Genomic DNA, 18,700 nt, shown 5'->3' on the forward strand with positions numbered 1-18,700 from the left:
TCCTCCGCGCCGGGTCCTATCGCCCGGAGCGGCAGTGTTGTTCGCGGCGGCGGCCGTCGGACCCGGTGCTCCGGCGTGGTTCACGACGCGGCCGGGACGGCGACCTCGTCCCACGAGGGGGTCGGCGCGCCATCGGTGACCAGCTTGGGCCGTCCGTCGGAGCCGAGCCGCACGGTGGTGCTGCGCCGCAACTCCTCCCGCGGTTCCGGATAGTCGGAGCGGGTGTGGCAGCCGCGGCTCTCGGTGCGCGCCGCCGCCGCGACGAGCAGCGCCCGGGCGGTCAGGGTGAGCGCCGAATCCTCGAGCTCGCGGAGGACGGTGGCCGCCGAATCGGCGCCGTCCGGCGCGGTCGCGGGGCGGTTCAGCGCCCATTCGACGGTGATCTCGGGGGCGTCGTTGTCTGCGATCAGGCCGACCAGGCGCAGAATGGCGGCGCGCAGGCCGTCGCCGTCGCGGACCACGGCGGCGTGCTCGGTCATCAGCTCCTGCAAGAGCTTCCGGTCCGCGTGCGGGAAACGCAGCGGGCCGACCTCGGTGATCGGCTCCGCCATACCTTCTCGTTCCGCGGCCGCCGCGCCCGCCCGTTCGCCGATCACCAGGCCCTCCAGCAGGCTGTTGGAGGCCAGGCGATTCGCGCCGTGCAGACCTGTGCGGGCCACCTCGCCCGCGGCGTAGAGGCCCGGGACGGTGGTGCGGCCGGAGGTGTCGGTGAGGACGCCGCCGCACTGGTAGTGAGCGGCGGGGGCGACCGGGATCAGGTCGGCGGTGGGGTCGATGCCCGCGGCCAGGCAGGAGGCCGTGATGTTCGGGAAGCGTTGCGCGAAGCCGTCGATCGCGCGGGCGTCGAGATAGACGTGGTCGGCGCCGAGCTCCTGCATGCGGGCCGCGATGGCACGCGAGACCACATCGCGCGGGGCCAGGTCGCCGCGCGGGTGCACGCCCGCGGTCACCGAATTGCCCTGAGAGTCGACCAGCGTCGCGCCCTCGCCGCGCACCGCCTCGCTGATCAGCGGGCGGCGGCCGAGACCGCCGGGGGTGAACAGCACGGTCGGATGGAACTGCAGGAACTCCAGATCCGAGACCAGCGCTCCGGCCCGCAGCGCCAGCGCGATACCGTCGGCGGTCGCGCCCGCGGGGTTGGTGCTGCACGCGTAGAGCTGGCCGAGGCCGCCGGTGGCGAGCAGGACCGCGGGCGTGTGCACGATGCCGAAGCCCTGGTCCGACAGCGCGATCACGCCGCGCACGCCCTCGGGTCCGGTGACGATGTCGAGGACGGCGGCCCCGAAGATCACCGGCAGTCCGGCGGCGTTCAGGGCCCGCTGCACCTCCGCGCCGGTGGCGTCGCCGCCCGCGTGGATGATGCGGCGGGTGCTGTGCCCGCCCTCGCGGGTGCGCGACACCTCGCCGTCGCGGCCCAGGTCGAAGACCGCGCCCAGGTCGGTCAGCGCGTCGACCGCCTGCTGACCGCCCTCGACGATGGACCGCACCGCCTCGACGTCACACAGTCCGGCCCCGGCGACCACGGTGTCGTGCACATGGGATTCCACCGAATCCCCGTGTGGCGCGACCACCGCGATCCCGCCCTGCGCGTACTGGGTCGAGGTGTCGGTGGGTCCGCCCTTGCTCAGGGTCAGCACCCGCAGCCCGTGCCGGGAGGCCGTGCGCGCGGCGGTCAGCCCGGCCACGCCACCACCCACCACGACGAGGTCGGCCTCGGCTTCCCAGGTGACCGAAATCGATGTGTTCACCATTGCTCATCCCTCCCCCGACGGGGCGGGCGTGGCTACTCGCCGCCGCCCGGGTTGCCGATCTCGATCATGCGCTGCACCGAATTGCGGGCCAGGGCGGCGGTTTCGGGATCGACGTGGACCTCGTCGCGGTTCTCCACCAGGCAGCGGAGCAGGGCGGCGGGGGTGATCATCTTCATGTACTTGCAGGACGCGCGGTCGTTGACGGCCTGGAAGTCGATGCCGGGGGCGGCCTTGCGCAGCTGGTGCAGCATGCCGACCTCGGTGGCGACCAGCACCTGGCTGGACTTGGCGGCCTTGGCGGCGTCGATCATGCCGCCGGTGGACAGGATGTGCACCCGGTCGGCCGGGAACTCACCCGCGCCCGCCAGATAGAGAGCCGAAGTGGCGCAACCGCATTCGGGGTGCACGAACAGCTCGGCGTCGGGGTGGGTGCGCGCCTGCTCGTTGAGCTCGTCGCCGTTGATGCCCGCGTGCACGTGGCACTCGCCCATCCAGATGTGCATGTTCTCGCGGCCGGTCACGCGCTTGACGTGCGCGCCCAGGAACTGGTCCGGCAGGAACAGCACCTCGCGGTCGGGGTCGATGGAGGCGACCACGTCGACGGCGTTGGAGGAGGTGCAGCAGATGTCGGTCAGAGCCTTCACCGCGGCGGTGGTGTTCACGTAGGAGACCACCAGCGCGTCCGGGTACTCGGCCTTCCAGGCGCGCAGTTCGTCGGCGGTGATGGAGTCGGCCAGCGAGCAGCCCGCCCGCTCGTCCGGGATGAGGACCGTCTTCTCCGGGCTGAGGATCTTGGCGGTCTCGGCCATGAAGTGCACACCGCAGAAGACGATGGTGTCCTCGGGCGCCTCCGCGGCGATCCGGGACAGGGCCAGGGAGTCGCCCACGTGGTCGGCGATGTCCTGGATCTCCGGCAGCTGGTAGTTGTGCGCCAGGATGGTGGCATTGCGCTCGCGCGCCAGCCGCTTGATCTCCGCCGCCCAGTCGGGGGTGGCGTCGACGCCGGTGTACCCCGACGGCCCGTCGGCGATTCGCTCGGTCAGCGTGCCCACTGCTGCAGCCATGGCATGGCTCCTTCTCTCATGCGCCCGGCAACTTCGCCGATTCGCATCCACACGGTTTTCGACTTAGAATCGAAAACGTGGCCCATCGTAGCACCATCCACGAAACGCTCACCGCCGTGTTCCAGGTTCGTCGCTTCCCGGAAACCATCAGTGCAGGTGAGAGCGCTAGGGACCGGCGCAGCGCGGTCACGGATCGGTGCCCGCCCGGGCAGCGCACCGAACTCGCGGTGCTGTTGTGGGAGCGCGCCCTCGACCCCGCCAAGGACACCTGGTCACTTCCCGGCGGCCGGTTGCGCGACGGCGAGGACCTCGACGCCTCGGCCGCGCGCCAGCTCGCCGAGAAGGTCGATGTGCGCGAGCTGACCCATCTGGAACAGGTGTGGGTGTTCAGCGATCCCGACCGGGTGCCCGGCGACCGCCGCATCGCCTCGGCGTACCTGGGGCTGGTGCCGCTGACCGCCGAACCGGTGCTGCCGCCCGACACCCGCTGGCATCCGGTCTCGAACCTGCCGACCATGTCCTTCGACCACGGCACGGTCGTGCGGCACGCGCGAAACCGGCTGGCCGCCAAGCTCTCCTACACCAATATCGCCTTCGCGCTCGCGCCCGCCACCTTCACCATGTCCACGCTTCGCGAAATCTACTGCGCGGCATTGGGATACGACGTGGACACCACGAATCTGCAGCGCGTTCTGACCCGCCGCAAGGTGATCACGCCCACCGGCAAGACCGCCTCCCCCGGCCGGACCGGCGGCCGTCCGGCCGCGGTCTACCGCTTCACCGACTCCGAGATCCGGGTGACCGACGAGTTCGCGACCTTCCGCCCGCCGGCCTGAGGCCCCCCATTTTTGGTGGCGGCGGCCGGGGTAACCCGAAAAGCGCTGCGCCCGATAGCGGAATGAACAACCAAGATCACTATCGAAGGAGTGCCATGTCCGCATCCGTGCGCATCGGAACCGCCCTCGCCGGGGCCGCCCTGACCGCGGCCGCCGTTTCGATCTCGGGATCCGCGGTCGCGTCCGCCGAGGCCGTGGTGGCCGATCCGAACGCCTACCTCGTGGGCGACACGGTGTACTTCAGCTACGGCAACCTCGCCAGTTGCGCCATCAAGCCCAACGGGGACGTCGGCTGCGACGCCACCGGTTACGATCTGCGCTGGTACGGCCTGCCCGTCACCAACCTCTCCATCGACGCCGCCTTCCTGCCCGCCCACCCCGCGATCGGCCCCATCGGCGTGCACGGCCGTTCCGGCAGTCCCGCCCTCTCCGGCGGCGGCCCCACCCCCGGCTCGAATTCCCCCTACGGCCCCGACGCCACCCTCTCCTACGGTGGCGCGACGTGCAGCGGCAGCGGCTTCCGCGGCGCGATCTCCTGCACCTCCAAGGGACACCACTTCACCTTCGGCTTCGTCACCGACTACAACTGAGCCGCCGCCCCTTACGCTGGCCCGCACCAAGATCTCGACATCGCCGACCCCGGCGCCATCCGCCGATCGGGCTACCACCGCACCATGGGCAGCGGGCGCAGCGGATGGGTGACGGCGTACGCGACACCCCGGCGCGCCAGGAAGGCGTGGAATCCCTCGTAAGGGAGTTGGGCCACAACGGATTCGACGTCGGCGCGGGCCAGCGGACGCCGGAGCAGGCCGTGACTGGCGTCGATCCGGTCAGCGATGCGGAAGGTCTCGACGAGGCGGTCGTCGACGGCGCGGAGCCGGTGATGGTCGAGGACCAGGCGGCGCGCGGTGCCGACATCGGTGATCCCGAAATCGGCGGCGTGCGCGGTGGCCAGGTCGGCCGAGGGGGCGAGATAGTCCCAGGTCCCCGCGGTCCAGACGCCGAGGTCGTGCACGGCCCACGCCAGAGCCGCGACATCGGGGACCGGCTCCCCCAGCAGCAGCCGCTGATAGTTCAGGCTGCGCAGCACGTGATTGCGGTAGGCGGGGAGCGACGCGCCGAGCTGGTCGCGGTGCCGGTCGAGCACGGCATCGACGATCGGATGATCGGTCTGTATCCGCATGGCTCCCCCTGGTGTGTCATCCGGGCTGCAGCGGACACTACACCCGGCATCGCACCGCGGCCCCGCACTCGGGGCCCTGTCGCTGACCTCATCAAGGCCAACCGTCGGCATAGGCTGGGCGTATGCCACGGAGTACTGCGAGCACCGTTGACGACTACCTCGGTGAGCTGGCCGCGGATCGGCGACCGGCCCTGACCCGGCTGCGCGACCTGTGCCGGGGCACCCTCACCGGATTCCACGAGGACATGGACTTCGGCATGCCGGTCTACGAACGTGACGGCATCGCCGAGATCGCCTTCGCCAGCCAGAAGCAGTACATCTCCTTCTATCTCATGCGGAGCGATATTCGCGAGGCCTTCGCCGACCACCTCGACACCCGGAACATGGGCAAGGGCTGCCTGCGATTCCGCACACCCGAGGCCATCGATTTCCCGCTGCTGCGAACGATCCTCGAGGCGACGGCCGCGAGCCGCGGCACCATCTGTTGATCGGGCTACCGGCGCACCCTGGGCAACGGGCCCCGGCGAGCGACCCCCGAAAATCTGGGTCCCCGAAAGTCCTTGTGAAACAACGGTTATTCAAAAATACTTCTCGCCCATGAACATCACGAAGATCGGTCACCACGCCGCGCTGGGGGCCGCGCTCGCGGCTGCGGCGGTGCAGCTTTCCACCGGGTCGGCCACGGCCGCCACGGACACCATCCCGATCTGGTTCGGCGCCGGCGCCGACCCGCTCGCCTGCCAGGCGACCACACTGAAATGCGAAATCGACGTCGAGGTGAACGACGTGACGACGCCCGTCTCGATCGTCATCAACGGCAAGACCATGGTGACCGCCCTGCCCGCGCCCAGCGGGGGCACCCCGGGGCTCGGCTTTCTGGTCTACCAGTGGATTCCCGATACGGCGGGCTCGAACACGATCACCGTCACGCAGGGCAGCCGAACCCACACCGTCACCATCCCCATCATCGACAACAACTCGCCCGAGGCGTTCATCCGGCGCAACCAGGACGCCGTGCGGCGCTTCGCCTGTCAGTCGGGCAGCAGCACGCTCTCGGCATGCTCGAGCGGCGGCGTCAAATGATCAGCTAATCGTCACGGGAACGATCGCGATGCTTGGTGGTGCGCCGGTAGCGGCGGCCGCTCGGAATCGGCTGGGACGCATTGGATCTGCGGAGCTCGTGGCGCTGCCGCCACGCGGTGAGATCCGGGCGCTCGGCCCGCTCGGCGGCAGCGGCCGGTGCGGGCTTGCCCGGCGGTGCGGTCTTCATGGGTTCCCCCCAAGTGGTGCTGATCCGTGGACTCGAACACGGTAGGGGGTACAACGCACGAGATCCAGCGAATATTGCCGGAATCGGAGTCAGCGGGTGGCGGGTTCGGGGGCTTCGAGGGGATGGTGTCAGGACCGGGCGACTCCCCCGAATTCATCGTCGGGGAAGTCGCCCGGGTTCATCGGTGGCGGACCGGCTACGCCGGCATGGTCGCCGCCCGGTCCGGGTCGGTGACCGGGTCCAGCTTTCGGACTCGGATCGTCAGTGCGACCACGATTGCCGCGATTACGAAGAAGCCCGCGCCCCAATAGAATCCGACGTCGTAGCTGTGGATCGCCGCGCGGGCCGGCAGGTCCGGGGTGAAGGGGTGGCTCTGGGCGTAGCGGGTCGAGACCTGTACCGCGATCGTGGTGAGCAGGGCGGTTCCGATCGAGGCGCCGATTTGCTGGACCGCGTTCAACAGGCCGCTGGCCACGCCGGCGTCGCTGTCGTCGATCGCGTAGAGCGCGGTGGCCTGCATGGCCACGAAGATCTGGGCCATGCCGAGCGCGATGATGATCTCGGCGGGAAGCACTGCCGCCCAGTAGGATTGGCCGACGCGCAGCTGTGCCAGGTAGATCAGCCCGCCCGCGCCGAGTTGGGCGCCGGCGAGCATCAGCACCCGGGGTCCGACCTTGGGTAGCAGCTTGCTGGCGACCCCGGCGGAGAGGACGATGCCGAACGGGAAGGGCAGGAACGCGATTCCGGCCTTCAGCGGCGAATAGCCCAGCGTCTGTTGGAAGTAGTAGCTCAGGAACAGGAAGACCGCGTACATGGCGACCGGAACCAGGAGCGCGACCAGAAATGACCCGCCCCGGTTGATTTCACCCGGAATACGGAGGGGCAGTAGTGGATTGGTGACCCTGGCCTCGATGGCGACGAAGGCCAGGAGCAGGAGCACACCGACCACCAGCAGTGCGACGGTGCCGGCCGCGCCCCAACCGGCTTGCGCCGCACGGTTGAACCCGTACACGACGCTCGCCAGTCCCGCGGTCACGACGACCACGCCGGGCAGGTCGTAACCGCCCGCCCGCCGCACGGGCACGTCCCGGACGACGACCAGCACGGCCGCCGCCGCGGTGGCCAGCGCGATGGGAATGTTCACCAGCAGGCACCAGCGCCAGGACGCGTACTCCGTCAATGCTCCACCACCGATGAGCCCGACCGCGAATCCCGCTCCGGATACGCCGCCGAACACCGCGAAAGCCTTGGCCCGTTCCTGTGCCGCGGTGAATGTCACCGACACCAGCGACAGCGCCGAGGGCGCCAGCAAGGCCGCGAACAGACCCTGCAGCGCCCGTCCGGCGAACAGCATGCCGGGACTCATCGCCGCACCGGCCAGCACCGAGGCCGCCGCGAATCCGACCAGGCCGATCAGGAAGATTCGCCGGCGTCCGACATAGTCCGCCAGGCGACCGCCCAGCAGCAGCAGGCCACCGAACATCAGCGTGTAGGCGGTGAACACCCACTGCTTGTCGGCGTCCCGGATGCCGAGGTCGGCCTGCGCGTAGGGCAGCGAGATCGTCACGATCGTCGCGTCCAGGACGACGAGCAATTGCGCGATGGACAACACCAGCAACGCCCACCAGCGACGATCGGACGCCGCGCGTACTTCGGACATCATCACCCTTTACTCATCGGTTTCATGCGACTGCGCGATTGTTGAAGGTCCGCCCGGGCAGGCGGCTCGCCACGAGATCCACCGCGGACCCGAGCACGCCGATCACGAGAATGATGGCCACAACCTGGTTGTAGGCCAGCTGATCTCGGGCATTGAGGATCTGGTAGCCCAGCCCCGACCGCACACCCAGCATCTCCGCGGGAACCAGCACGATCCAGGCGGTGCCGAGCCCCAGGCGCAGGCCGGTGCGGACGTGATCGCGCACGGCCGGAATGATCACGACGCGCAGTTGCTCCACGCGCGTCGCGTGAAAGGACCGGGCCACGTCCAGGAAGCCGCGATCGATCGCGTGCACCCCGGACACGGTGTTCAGCAGGATGGGCCACACGGCCGCGGCCGCGACCAGGAAGTAGACCGGCTGATTGCCGATCCCGAACAGCGCCACCGCGATCGGCGTCCACGACAGCGGAGAGATCATGCGCAGGAACTGCACCACCGGCGTCGACGCCTGTTCGATCCGGGTGTTCAGTCCGATCAGCAGACCCATCGGCACGCCGATCACCGTGGCAATGGCCAACCCGATGATCAAGCGCCACAGGCTGATTGCCGCATCCGATACCAGCACGCCGCGCCGATACAGATCGACGATCGCGGGCAACACCCGTTGCGGGGCCGTCTGACGCAGCAGCGAATGCTCCGCCGACAGCACCGATGTCGCCAGCCACCAGAGCAAGACCGTGACGATGATGGCCGCCACCGCGGGCCACGCCTTGGCGAAGGCCGATCGGGATGCCACGCGGACGGTGGTATCGGAAGGAACGAGGGTCGAAGTCACAGCAGTTCCACCTGTTCAGCTCTCACGAGGTCGGCGGGCAGCCCCAAGGCCTGTGGTCCTCCGTGCGCGGCAATCGAATTCAGCACGAAGGTGTCGTCCACCAGCGCCCGGTGCACCGTGTTCGGATCCAGGTCGTCCAGAAAGCGGCGGTCCCCGTCGACCACCGTGTCGTGCATGGCCTCGACAAGCTTCCGGGTGAAGCTGGGATAGGGGTACGGCTGGAATCCCACCAGGTGCGGTGACCAGTCGGGATGCCGCAATGGGTAGGGCGGTGCGGGGTAGGTGAGCGCGGTGCGCACCGCCGGGAGGGGCTGGGGAAGGTAGCTGCCGGAGGTCAACGCTCCGGCAGCCCGATTCCGGTCCGCACTGATCTGCGCTTGCGCGGAAACCACCGCATCCGTCACCGCCTGCACCGCGGCCCGCCGCTCCGCGATCACGTCGTCCCTGGTGACCAGGACACAGCAGGCGTGGTCACGCCACACGTCGCCCAGGAAGGTGTGGATTCGCCCGATCTTCTTGATCTGCGCGATGGCATTGAACGGGTCGGCCACCGCGTACCCCGCGATCGACCGATTCGCCAGGGCGGGAACCATGTCCGACGGACTCATGACGATGAGTTCGACGGTGCGTTCGGCTCTCGAGGCACTGCGCCGGACCACCGGCGTGATGTCGTGCGCCCGCAGCAGTTGCTGGAGGACGATATTGTGAATCGACCACCAGAACGGGATCGCGACCTGGCTTCCCACCAGCTGTTCGAGATCCGTGATGTCCGGTGCGACAGTGAGTGCCGAGCCGTTGGTGTGATTCCAGCCCAGCACTCGCACCCCGGCCCCCAGCACGCGCTGGAGTTGCAGGGCCATCGGCATCAGCAGATGAGCGACGTCGATCTGCCGGGAGACGAACGCCTCCGCCAGCCCGGCCCAGCTTCGGAACAACACGGGCTTACCACCGCTCACCCTGGAGGAGTAGAGGCCCGCCGAGTGCGCGATCAGCAAGGGCGCCGCATCGGTGATCGGCAGATAACCGATGCGCAGCGCATCCTCGTGCCGCCGCCCCGCGGTCGCCGCGCTGCGGGCGAGGTCCGCCGTACCGAACAGCCCGGCGGCGACGGTGAGTCCCGTCGCCCCGGCCAGCAGGTACCGTCTCGAAATATCTGTCAAGGAACCGCAACCTCGTCCGGGTGGTACTGCTGGAGGATGTCGTCACGCAGCGCCGGAGTATCGCCGCCGGTCCGCACGTCCCGCCATTCCCGGCGGATCCGGCCGTGATCGAGCAGCACGATCCGATCCGACAGCGCGATCGCCTCCTCCACGTCATGCGTGATGAGCACGACCGTGGCCGCGAGTTCGGCGACGAGTTCGGAAAGCCACTGCTGCAGATCGATTCGAGTCGCCGGGTCCAGGGCACTGAACGGCTCGTCGAGCAGGAGCAGCCGCGGCCGGGTCGCGGCCGCCCGCAGCACCGCCACGCGCTGCGCCTGGCCGCCCGACAACTCGTCCGGATAGCGGCCGGCCAGGCCGTCCAACCCGAATCGCCGCAACAGCGTCATCGGATACGCACCGTCGAACTCGTCGCGATGAGCGGTGAATCGTTTCGCCAGCGAGATGTTCTCGATGACGGTCAGCCACGGCAGCAGCAGGGATTGCTGAAACACCACCCCGGTGCGCGGACGACCGCCGTCCGCGCTCCAGCTCACGGTCCCCGAGGTCAAACTCTCCAGCCCGGCCACAACCCGCAGGAGCGTGGACTTTCCGCTGCCGCTCGGGCCGAGCACGGCGAGAAACTCACCGCGCTCGACCTCGATGTCCACGCTGTCCAGCACGAGATGGTCGCCGAACTTCTTCGTTCCGTGTTCGACGGTCAGTTCCCGGACACTAGGCACGTTTCACGCCGGTGAGCCGCGTATACATGCCGCCGTGCACGCTGTCGACGACGACGTCGCTGAGCCCGTCACGGAAGACCCGCTCGAACGGCTCGAGCTTCTTGTAGTGCGAGCCCACGATGAAGGACTTCAGGAAGTTGTAGCCATTGATGGCGGGGTACCCGAATCCACCGGTCCGCGGCAGCGCATCGATGATGCGAACAGTGGTGCCCGGCTTCAGGTTCGCGAGCAGTTCCGCCAGCTTCTGCGACGGGTCCGGAACACAGCTCATCGCGATGCAGCTGAAGACCACATCGACGTCACGCAGCAGCGGCGTGGTCGCGATGTCGTCGACCACGAGCTTGACGTTGTTCCACCCGTTCGCCACGACCCGCTTCTCCGCCTTGGCGAGAATGGCCGCGTTATTGTCCAACCCGACGACCCGGCCCGACGGGCCGATCGCCTCGATCAGCGCCGGGAAGGCAAGTCCGGTACCGCATCCGAGATCGGCCACCGTCTTACCGGACAGGTCCAGTCCGGCGACCAGGGCCGGGTGCAGCTTGTCGATGCCGCCGAGCGACAGGACCCACGCGGTCCGGTCGTAGATGGGCGCCGCAATATCGTACCGCTCTGCCACTTTGATCTAGTCCTCTCTCAGATTTCTTTCCGGCTGAAGGCTTTCAACGTCGCGTCAATCGAACGCGGAAGCCGCCCTTGAATGTCGGTGCCAGACCGGTGTCCTCGCGCATCACGAAGTTCGGCGGAATGTCGACCTTGTACTGGCTCAGGATCAGGGCGACGAGGTAGGGCGCGATCAGGTATCCGAGTTGGGCGCCGGTGCATCGGTGCGGGCCCGCGCCCCACGCGAGGAAGTGCAGCAGGCGTGGCTGATCGACCCGTTTGCTGTGGTCGTAGAACCGATTGGGATCGAAGGTGTCGGGATCGGTCCACCACCGCGGATCGCGGTGGATCGTCGAGATGGGGGCTCCCAGCATCGTGTTCGGCGCGATGTCGAGCCCTTGGAAATTCGCCCCGGAGGCGGTGAATCGCAGCAGGAGCGGAAACCCTTGCATCCGGATCGATTCCTCGAAACAGGCTTTCACCCATCGCAGACTGCGCACCGACTCGATGGTCGGTTGCGACAGATCGACTGTGCCGCACTCTTCCACCAGACGATCGGTCGCCTCGGCGTCGAGGAGGGTGCGAACGACCGTTTGGGTGATGGCGCCGGCGGTGGTGCCGTACGACGCGCTGGTCATGGTGGCGACGTCGAAGCACAGGTCCCAGAAGGTCATGGGGGTCTTCAGCTTCTTGTACCCGAGCACCATGCCGTCCAAGACATCGCCATAGGTTCCCAGCGCCGGTGAGTTCTGCCGCTCGACAACCCGGTTCTTGACGATCCTCGCCGCGGAAAGCACCGTCCACGGCCGAATTTTGTACGGGCCCCACGGACGCACCAGATTCGGCGGATCAGCGATCTTCAGCGTCGATCCGAGGAACTTGGTGAAGGTCGCCATACCCTCGTGCAGTTCCTTCATCTCCTTCGGAGTGAAGTCCTCGGTGTACGTCTGCTTGAGCACGCCGCGCAAGAGGGTCTGAAATATGACTTCTTGCAGATCGGTCACGCCGTCGGCATCGGTCGCCGCGGCGATATTCGCATCCAGGGTCTGCAGGTAGGCATCGACATTGGCCTGAAAGGTGTTCTTCAGGCCGTCCCGCGTGACCAGCGGACTGACGATTCGGCGACGCTCCCGGAAGATCTCGCCCTCGATGAACGACAGCCCGTTCTGCCGTTTCGCCAGCGCCGGATGATAATTTCCGAACTTGCTGTAGTCGCCGGACGTGTCGTCCATCGCCTTGTGCACGTCTTCCGGATTGCCCAGTACGACGAGGTCGCGCAGTGGGAGCTTGATCCGGACGACGTCGCCGTACTGCCGGACCGCCTCGCGCAGGAACTTGTTGCGATCCTTCGAGAACTCCGGGTACGAGCCCATGATGCGATGGCCCGGCGGGCCAGGCAGATGCCCATTCGAGAGACGACGGCTGGTGATGCTGGTGACGGAGTGCACCTTCGGTGCCTCGACATGCGGGCATTGATTGGCCATGGAGAATCCTTCTACTTACGGAAGACGTACGCACGGACCAGGCCGCCGTGGTACCGCGCTCGGTTGTCCAACGTCAGCCCGGCGCTCTCGCAGCGGGAGATCGTGTACTCCGCGCCGCGATCCGATTCCACTTCCTCGGTCATGTGGGCGACGGGATCCAGACCGAATAGTCCTGCGACCCTGCGGATCACGAGCAAGCGGAGCTTCATGAGCTCGAGCAGCAGCTTGTTGTCCGGCAGTGCGAGCTCGATCAGGAGAAAGCGTCCGCCGGCGCGGAGCACCCGGGTCGTCTCCGCGAGCGCGGCCGCCGGGTCATCCATATCGTCGAGTGCGAAGCACATGACGACGGCGTCGAAGGTCGACGACTCGAAGGTCAAAGCCTCCGCGCTGCCGCACATCTGGTCGAACTCGCTGCGGGGGTGCTCCCGCCGCAGCCGCGCCAGCTTGCGTTCGGCGACCTCCAGCATCTGCTCATTGAGATCGACAGCGCTGTAGGAGATCGGGAATCGATACTCCGCGACCAGCGCGGACGCGATCTCGGCCGTCCCCGCGGCGACATCGAGCACCCTCGCACCGGCCTCGAGCCCGAGCATGCGGACCGCCGCGCGGCGCAGCCTCTTGTCGCCACCCAATGTCATCAATGAGTTGACCAGGTCATAGCGCGGGGCTATTTTCGTGAACATTGCCTGAGGCGTGGCAGGACGTGTCCCGACCATTCAAATCCCTCCTCTCCGATCGACTGGGCACTTCATTCGCTTCGCCCGACCCGGCGCATGGCTTGAACAGCCGCGTCGGCGCCGACGGCCTTCACCATCGACCAGGCCCCGGATCTCGCGGATTTGCCGTCCCGGATCCAGCCCGACAGCAGACCCACGACCTGACGAACATGGATGCGCCCGGCCAGCGCGGGGGCCTCCACCGCGGGGATGCGCGCGTCGATGAGCGTCGGGCCGTCGGTGTGCAGCGCGGCTCGGAACGCGGCCCCGAATTCCTCGGATGTCCGCGCCGTCACCCCGGTGAGCCCACAATGCCGCGCGAAGCTCGCGAAATCGAAGGGCGCGAACTCCGAGGAGGTGTCCGGCCAGCCCATGATCCAGCTCTCGAACTTGATGGCCGCGAGCGCGCCGTTGTTGAAAACGACGATGACCGTGGTCGATTCGGCGTTCGCGACATTGCGGAGCTCGGCCAGCGTGATGCCGATCCCGCCGTCGCCGACGATCGCCACCGAGATGTCCTTCGGATTGCGCACCGCGACATCCGCCGCCGCCGGCACCGCGAATCCCATGGTGGCGAACGACGCGGTCCACAGATATCTGGTCGCCGACCGGATGTGGCGGTACGCCCACAGGGTGTTGATGCCGACATCGACGCTCAGGGTGGAGGCCCGATCCGCCTGCGCGAGCTCATGATCGATGATCTGTGACGCTGTCACCGCGAGCAGCTGGCGCGAACTCTCCCGCGGCCCCTTCGATGGGGGCTTGCCGACGCGGACGACAGTGTCCACGTCGACAGGATCATTCGAGGTCCCGATCAACGCCTCCAGCACCTCGCGCGCGTCGCCGAGCAAGCCGATCGATTCCGGCGGGAGGCGGAGGAAGGTCAGCGCGTCGGCATTGATGGAGATCACCGGGCCGTCGCCGGCGAGCTCGAAGGCGGAGCCTCGCCAGGACACACCCACCAGAATCAGGACCTGGCTCTGACGAATGTTCTGCATCGCCACGTCGTGGCCGGATGTGCCGACCAGGCCGTCGCAATGATCCCCGACGACATCCGCGGCCAGCGCGCCCATCGTGCAGTAGAGCGGGGCTCGGGTGCGTGCGGCCAATTCGAGGAGTTCCCGTCGTGCGCCCGCCGCACCGCGACCGACGATGATCGAGACGTTCTCGGCCGCCGCGAGGAGTTCCGCCGCTCGCGCGATCTCGTCGGGTGCGGCCATCGTGCTGCCGGGAAGTCCGATCAATGACGTCGGAATGCTCAGTGCGCCGGCGCTGTTCACGAGCGCCGCGCTGTTGCCTGCCGCCAGCGCCGCATGGGAAACGTGAATATGCGTCACGCCCTTGCCGCCACCGGCGACGGTCAGCAACGCGTCTCGAAGGCGGGTCGAATCCTGCTCGGTGCCGTCCAGCACCACCGATATCGCCGAGATCTCCCCCAGCACGTCGACCGGATCCAGGAACCAGCGGTCGATCTCGAAGGAGATCAGCAGCACCGAGGCGCTGTCGAACGAGGCGTCGTAGAGCCCGTTCAGTTGCGCGAGCAGTTCCGCGGGAGAGGTCACCAGGGCGCAGGCGGTCGTGCCGGCGGCCTTGAACGCTGCGGTCGCCCGCATGGCCGCCGCCTGTGTGTCGGCGACGGTCCGCAGGTCCAGGTCCGGACGCGCGGCACTGGTCAGACCGAGTCGCGCGCAGCTGGTTCGCGTCAGATACACCGAGTCGATGCCACGGTCGGCAATCGCGCCGAGCAGATCGCTCGCGAACTCGACGGCGTCGGCGCGAGGCGTCGTATCGGTGAGCGCCGCTTCCATCTCCAGCGCCGAGGTGAGGATCACCGCGGGACCCTCGGCCTGCCCGGCCGCTGCCAATCGCGACGCCAGCTCGCTCGAGTCGGTCGCCCAGAACACCGGGATTCCGAAGGCTCGCGCCAGATCGCTGATCGTCGCGCCGGATTCCGCGGCGCAGATCACCGTGACGGGAACCGTGTATCGCGCGGCGGTGGACAGCTCCGCGATGTACTGGTCCAGCGACGCGAGTTCGGTCAGCGCGTAGGCGCGATCGCCGGCCGCCAGCGCCAGGCCCATCGACATCGGCAGCGCCGAACCCTCGGCTGCCAGATTCCACGCACTGTGGATGTCCGCGTGCTCACTCAGGTATCGGCGCGACAGTCGTTGTATCGGACCGGGATCGACGGCGACAGCGGCTCCCGCCAGCAGTCGCGCGAGCACGGCCCAGCCCTCGGGCGCATCCGCGTTCTGCGGGATTCCCGACGGCCGCTCCGATGCCGCCGGTGCGCCCCGGCGGCTCGATACCGCCTCGGTCAAGGACTCCAGAATCGCCGGAATATCGCCGGCGATGCCGATCCTGCGGCATCCGGTGTCGAACCCGGAGGTCGCGAGATCGGTGATTTCGATCAGGATCTGCGCCGAGGGGTAGTAGCGCTCCACACCGACGGTCGGCCGGCCGATCAGCACAACGCTGTCGTCAGCCGCCGCGGTTCGCTCATCGTCGACGGGAGATACCAGCGCCTCCGGGATTCCGGATTCGGGCAGCGCCCGCAGCGGAACATCCAGTGCCTGTGCGAGCAACCGGGCCTGCTCGACGGATTTCCCGCTGCCGGAACCCAAGACGATCGGCGTCGGGTTCGCGCAGAGGTGGTCGGCGAGGTCGTCGATGCGCTTCTTGTCGACCCTCGTCGGGCTGCGCCGGTCCAGCCGATACGGGCTCGGCTGTTCCCGCTCGCCGACCGGTGCGATCAGCAGGTCCGAGGGGATGGCGACGTGCGCCGAGGTCTGCTCGAGCCGGATGCCGAGCATGATCTGGTCGAAGACGCCGATCTGGTCGGCCGACATGATGTCCGCCGATCGCCACGTCCCGTCAGCGAACAGTCGCGAGGAATCGATCTCCTGGAACGACTGCGTCCCGATATCACCCAGGTGCACCTGTCCGGAGATCGCCAGCACCGGCACGCGGTCGTAGCGCCCGTCGTAGACGCCGGGCAGCAGATGCGTCGCACCGGGACCGGCCGTGCCGAAGCACACCCCGACGGTGCCCGACCGGCGGGCGTAGCCGACGGCCATCCACGAGGCCGCGCTCTCATGACGAACCGCGATCAGCCCGATCTCCTCTCGCCGACCGACCGCGTCGACAAGGCAATTCACCGATTCCGCGGGCATTCCGAAGATGTAGCGCACATCGTTTCGGACCAATCGATCCACCAGTGCGTCGGCGAACCGTGGCCGGCCCATCAGGTCGGCCCCGAGATGCGGATTCATCTGTGGCATGCGGTTGCCTCCATTCGGCTGTATCCATCCGCGAGGACTTCGACAACGTGATCCATGTGTTCCGGTGCGGGCACGGTGATTCGGACGCCGAGGTCCGGATATTCACGTACCGCGATCCCTGAGCGGGAGAAGCAGTCGACGAGCGGGGCCGGATGCCGCATCGGCACCCACAGGAAATTGCCGTGCGATTCGGGAACGGAAAGTCCGTGCGCGCGAGCCGATTCGATGAACTGCGATCGGCAATGAACGACCCGATCGACCTGATCGGCCAGCTCATCACTGACATCCAGGGATGCGATGGCCGCGGCCACCGCCAGTCGATTCACTCCGAAAGGCATGGCGACGGTTCGGCAGGCGCCGATCAATCCCGCGTCTCCGACCGCGTATCCCACGCGCAGACCCGCCAGACCGTACGCCTTCGAGAAGGTACGCAGGACAACAAGATTCGGGTGTGCGGAAGTCAGCCGGAAGGTCGCCGAGGCATCGACGGTGCGATCGAAGTCGATATAGGCCTCATCCACCACGACGACCGTGTGCCGCGGAACCGCGCTCAGGACCATCCCGATCTCGTCGAGCGACACTCGCTCACCCGTCGGGTTGTGGGGCGAGCAGATCAGGATCGCGGCCGCATCGTCCCCGGCCGCCGCCACCATCGACTCGACCGGCTGCCACCGGCTCTCGGTGCCCCGCACCGGAACCGCCGTTCCACCGGCATCCACCACAACACGCTCGTAGGCATCGAAGGCCGGTACCGCGAAGACAACCCGGCCGCCATCACCGGCGACCCGCCGCATGATGTATCCGAGCACGCCCACACTGCCCGGTCCGACGATGACCTGGTCGGGGTCGAAGCCCGCGAAGCCGGCGATGGCATTCCGCAGCGATCCGTAGGCGGCCGCAGGGTAGTCGGCCGCGCGATCCACTTCGGCCTCAATTGCTTTGCGGACGCTCGGCAATGGAGCGAAAGGCAGTGCATTGTTCGAAAGGTCCAGGGTGACAGCAGAATACTCGGTCTCTTCGTTCGAGCGATACTCGCTCCACATCAGACGACATCCTTCTTTCTGCGGGTATCGAGCTTCAGCGCATCCATCAGGAAAATGATGATCAGCGAGCCCAGCACGATGCTGATCGAGGAAATGGACGGGTCGACCAGCAGAATCCAGGTCGACAGATATCCCGTCGATACCACCATGTCGGCACGCAGCATGTTGTTCGCCGAGTGGGCGTCATCGCGCAGGATCATCCGCGCGCATTGAACGCAGACGATCGGGAACCACACCAGGATCAGCAGGTATTTCGCCGCGAATTGTCCACTGGCCACCAGGAATACCGGTCCCAAGTAGACGGCGATCGTACCCGCCGCGGCCACGATCGCCGCCTGCTTCCGCGTTGGGCTGAGTGTCGCCGAGGTCTTCAGTCCGGCGCTCTTGTCGCCGTAGTAGTCGGGCAGGTTCTTCACCAATCCCTTGGCCGCGAACCAGAGGAACAGATACGCGGCCATGAGGATGAACGGCCAATTCCCGAGCACCGCCGGGCCATGCTTCGCCACCGCGGGAGCCATCAGGAACGGAAAGGCGACATCCAGCGCGAACAGAGCGATCGACGACACCGGCCGCGCCTTCACCCGGAACGGCCGCAAGGAGTACTGGTGCGCGATGACCACGCACACCGCGGTCAGCACAACGAAAATCGGGCTCACCAGCGCCGCCAGCGCCAGCATGATCAGGCATACGGCGTAGGAGCTGCGCAGCAGCCGCCGACGGCCGTAGAGACCGAGCAGGTACAGGCGGGCCGGAAGATTCTCGTTGTCTTCCGCGACATCCGAGTACCCGTTGAACAGATTGGCGACCGCGCTGTACAGGAAGGTGATCGCAAAGCCGATCAGAACATCCAGGTCGATCGACAGGCCCAGCATTTTGCAAGAAAGGCAGAACGCCAGCATTCCCGGCAAGCAGGTGCGCGGGCGAGCGAATGAAAGGAACAGCTCGAGCCGTGCTCGAATTCCTGCCGTCAACCCCTCGGACTCATTTACCCAATCGAGTCTCTCTTCTGCCGGCTTGCCCAGAAATTCGTCAAGTGTCGGTATCGAAATAGCACACCCCATCGATCCTTATACGGCGTATCGCGATTCCAGTGCT

18 protein-coding genes are annotated in these 18,700 nt (G+C 67.4%); 4 read left to right on the plus strand and 14 right to left on the minus strand.

Annotation, left to right across the window (positions count from 1 at the left end):
- Positions 1-80: 80 nt before the first annotated feature.
- Entirely contained in the window at positions 81-1,751 is a 1,671-nt protein-coding gene (locus tag ACQPYY_RS23230; protein WP_433590974.1) for an L-aspartate oxidase, read from the minus strand.
- 32 nt (positions 1,752-1,783) lie between these two features.
- Positions 1,784-2,815, minus strand: coding sequence for a quinolinate synthase NadA (gene nadA, locus ACQPYY_RS23235; protein WP_357285739.1), 1,032 nt, complete (start codon positions 2,813-2,815; stop codon positions 1,784-1,786).
- 77 nt (positions 2,816-2,892) lie between these two features.
- Between nadA and ACQPYY_RS23240 the strand changes: the two genes are divergently transcribed.
- Both ACQPYY_RS23240 and ACQPYY_RS23245 read left to right on the plus strand, forming a co-directional pair.
- Positions 2,893-3,651 (plus strand): NUDIX hydrolase, encoded by a 759-nt coding sequence (locus ACQPYY_RS23240; protein ID WP_433590975.1) that lies wholly within the window; start codon positions 2,893-2,895, stop codon positions 3,649-3,651.
- Positions 3,652-3,746: 95 nt separating this feature from the next.
- On the plus strand, positions 3,747-4,241 hold the full coding sequence (locus ACQPYY_RS23245) for a hypothetical protein (protein WP_379106312.1): 495 nt from the start codon (positions 3,747-3,749) through the stop codon (positions 4,239-4,241).
- 71 nt (positions 4,242-4,312) lie between these two features.
- Here ACQPYY_RS23245 and ACQPYY_RS23250 read toward each other — a convergent pair whose 3' ends face one another.
- Complete coding sequence (locus ACQPYY_RS23250) at positions 4,313-4,834, minus strand: hypothetical protein (RefSeq protein ID WP_379106314.1); 522 nt, start codon at positions 4,832-4,834, stop codon at positions 4,313-4,315.
- Positions 4,835-4,956: 122 nt separating this feature from the next.
- Here ACQPYY_RS23250 and ACQPYY_RS23255 point away from each other — a divergent pair, with 122 nt between their 5' ends.
- Positions 4,957-5,322 (plus strand): DUF1801 domain-containing protein, encoded by a 366-nt coding sequence (locus ACQPYY_RS23255; protein ID WP_433590976.1) that lies wholly within the window; start codon positions 4,957-4,959, stop codon positions 5,320-5,322.
- A 109-nt stretch (positions 5,323-5,431) separates the two neighbouring features.
- On the plus strand, positions 5,432-5,917 hold the full coding sequence (locus ACQPYY_RS23260) for a hypothetical protein (RefSeq protein WP_433590977.1): 486 nt from the start codon (positions 5,432-5,434) through the stop codon (positions 5,915-5,917).
- A gap of 4 nt (positions 5,918-5,921) precedes the next feature.
- Here the strand turns inward: ACQPYY_RS23260 and ACQPYY_RS23265 are convergent, their stop codons facing one another.
- The 11 genes from ACQPYY_RS23265 to ACQPYY_RS23315 form a co-directional block, all read right to left on the minus strand.
- Complete coding sequence (locus tag ACQPYY_RS23265; RefSeq protein WP_379106319.1) at positions 5,922-6,104, minus strand: hypothetical protein; 183 nt, start codon at positions 6,102-6,104, stop codon at positions 5,922-5,924.
- Positions 6,105-6,300: 196 nt separating this feature from the next.
- Entirely contained in the window at positions 6,301-7,764 is a 1,464-nt protein-coding gene (locus ACQPYY_RS23270; RefSeq protein ID WP_433590978.1) for an MFS transporter, read from the minus strand.
- A 22-nt stretch (positions 7,765-7,786) separates the two neighbouring features.
- A complete protein-coding gene (locus ACQPYY_RS23275) occupies positions 7,787-8,599 on the minus strand; it encodes an ABC transporter permease (RefSeq protein ID WP_433590979.1) in 813 nt (270 codons plus the stop codon).
- Positions 8,596-9,759 carry an ABC transporter substrate-binding protein gene (locus tag ACQPYY_RS23280; protein WP_433590980.1) on the minus strand — a complete coding sequence of 388 codons (1,164 nt, stop codon included), beginning with the start codon at positions 9,757-9,759 and terminating at the stop codon, positions 8,596-8,598. Before ACQPYY_RS23280 ends, ACQPYY_RS23275 begins: the two co-directional genes overlap by 4 nt.
- Entirely contained in the window at positions 9,756-10,421 is a 666-nt protein-coding gene (locus tag ACQPYY_RS23285) for an ABC transporter ATP-binding protein (RefSeq protein WP_433594709.1), read from the minus strand. The genes ACQPYY_RS23280 and ACQPYY_RS23285 overlap by 4 nt, the downstream gene beginning before the upstream one ends.
- Positions 10,422-10,473: 52 nt before the next feature.
- A complete protein-coding gene (locus tag ACQPYY_RS23290) occupies positions 10,474-11,097 on the minus strand; it encodes a class I SAM-dependent methyltransferase (protein ID WP_357285707.1) in 624 nt (207 codons plus the stop codon).
- Positions 11,098-11,140: 43 nt separating this feature from the next.
- Positions 11,141-12,565, minus strand: a complete 1,425-nt coding sequence (locus ACQPYY_RS23295) for a cytochrome P450 (protein ID WP_433590981.1) — start codon at positions 12,563-12,565, stop codon at positions 11,141-11,143.
- Positions 12,566-12,576: 11 nt separating this feature from the next.
- A complete protein-coding gene (locus ACQPYY_RS23300; RefSeq protein WP_433590982.1) occupies positions 12,577-13,248 on the minus strand; it encodes a class I SAM-dependent methyltransferase in 672 nt (223 codons plus the stop codon).
- 65 nt (positions 13,249-13,313) lie between these two features.
- Positions 13,314-16,562, minus strand: coding sequence for a thiamine pyrophosphate-binding protein (locus ACQPYY_RS23305; RefSeq protein ID WP_433590983.1), 3,249 nt, complete (start codon positions 16,560-16,562; stop codon positions 13,314-13,316).
- Positions 16,550-17,605, minus strand: coding sequence for a pyridoxal phosphate-dependent aminotransferase (locus ACQPYY_RS23310; protein ID WP_433590984.1), 1,056 nt, complete (start codon positions 17,603-17,605; stop codon positions 16,550-16,552). Before ACQPYY_RS23310 ends, ACQPYY_RS23305 begins: the two co-directional genes overlap by 13 nt.
- Positions 17,605-18,666: a UbiA family prenyltransferase gene (locus tag ACQPYY_RS23315; protein ID WP_433590985.1), complete on the minus strand. Its 1,062-nt coding sequence runs from the start codon at positions 18,664-18,666 to the stop codon at positions 17,605-17,607. Before ACQPYY_RS23315 ends, ACQPYY_RS23310 begins: the two co-directional genes overlap by 1 nt.
- Positions 18,667-18,700 lie beyond the last annotated feature (34 nt).

It is taken from the genome of Nocardia sp. CA-145437 (genome assembly GCF_050956485.1).
GTDB lineage: Bacteria > Actinomycetota > Actinomycetes > Mycobacteriales > Mycobacteriaceae > Nocardia.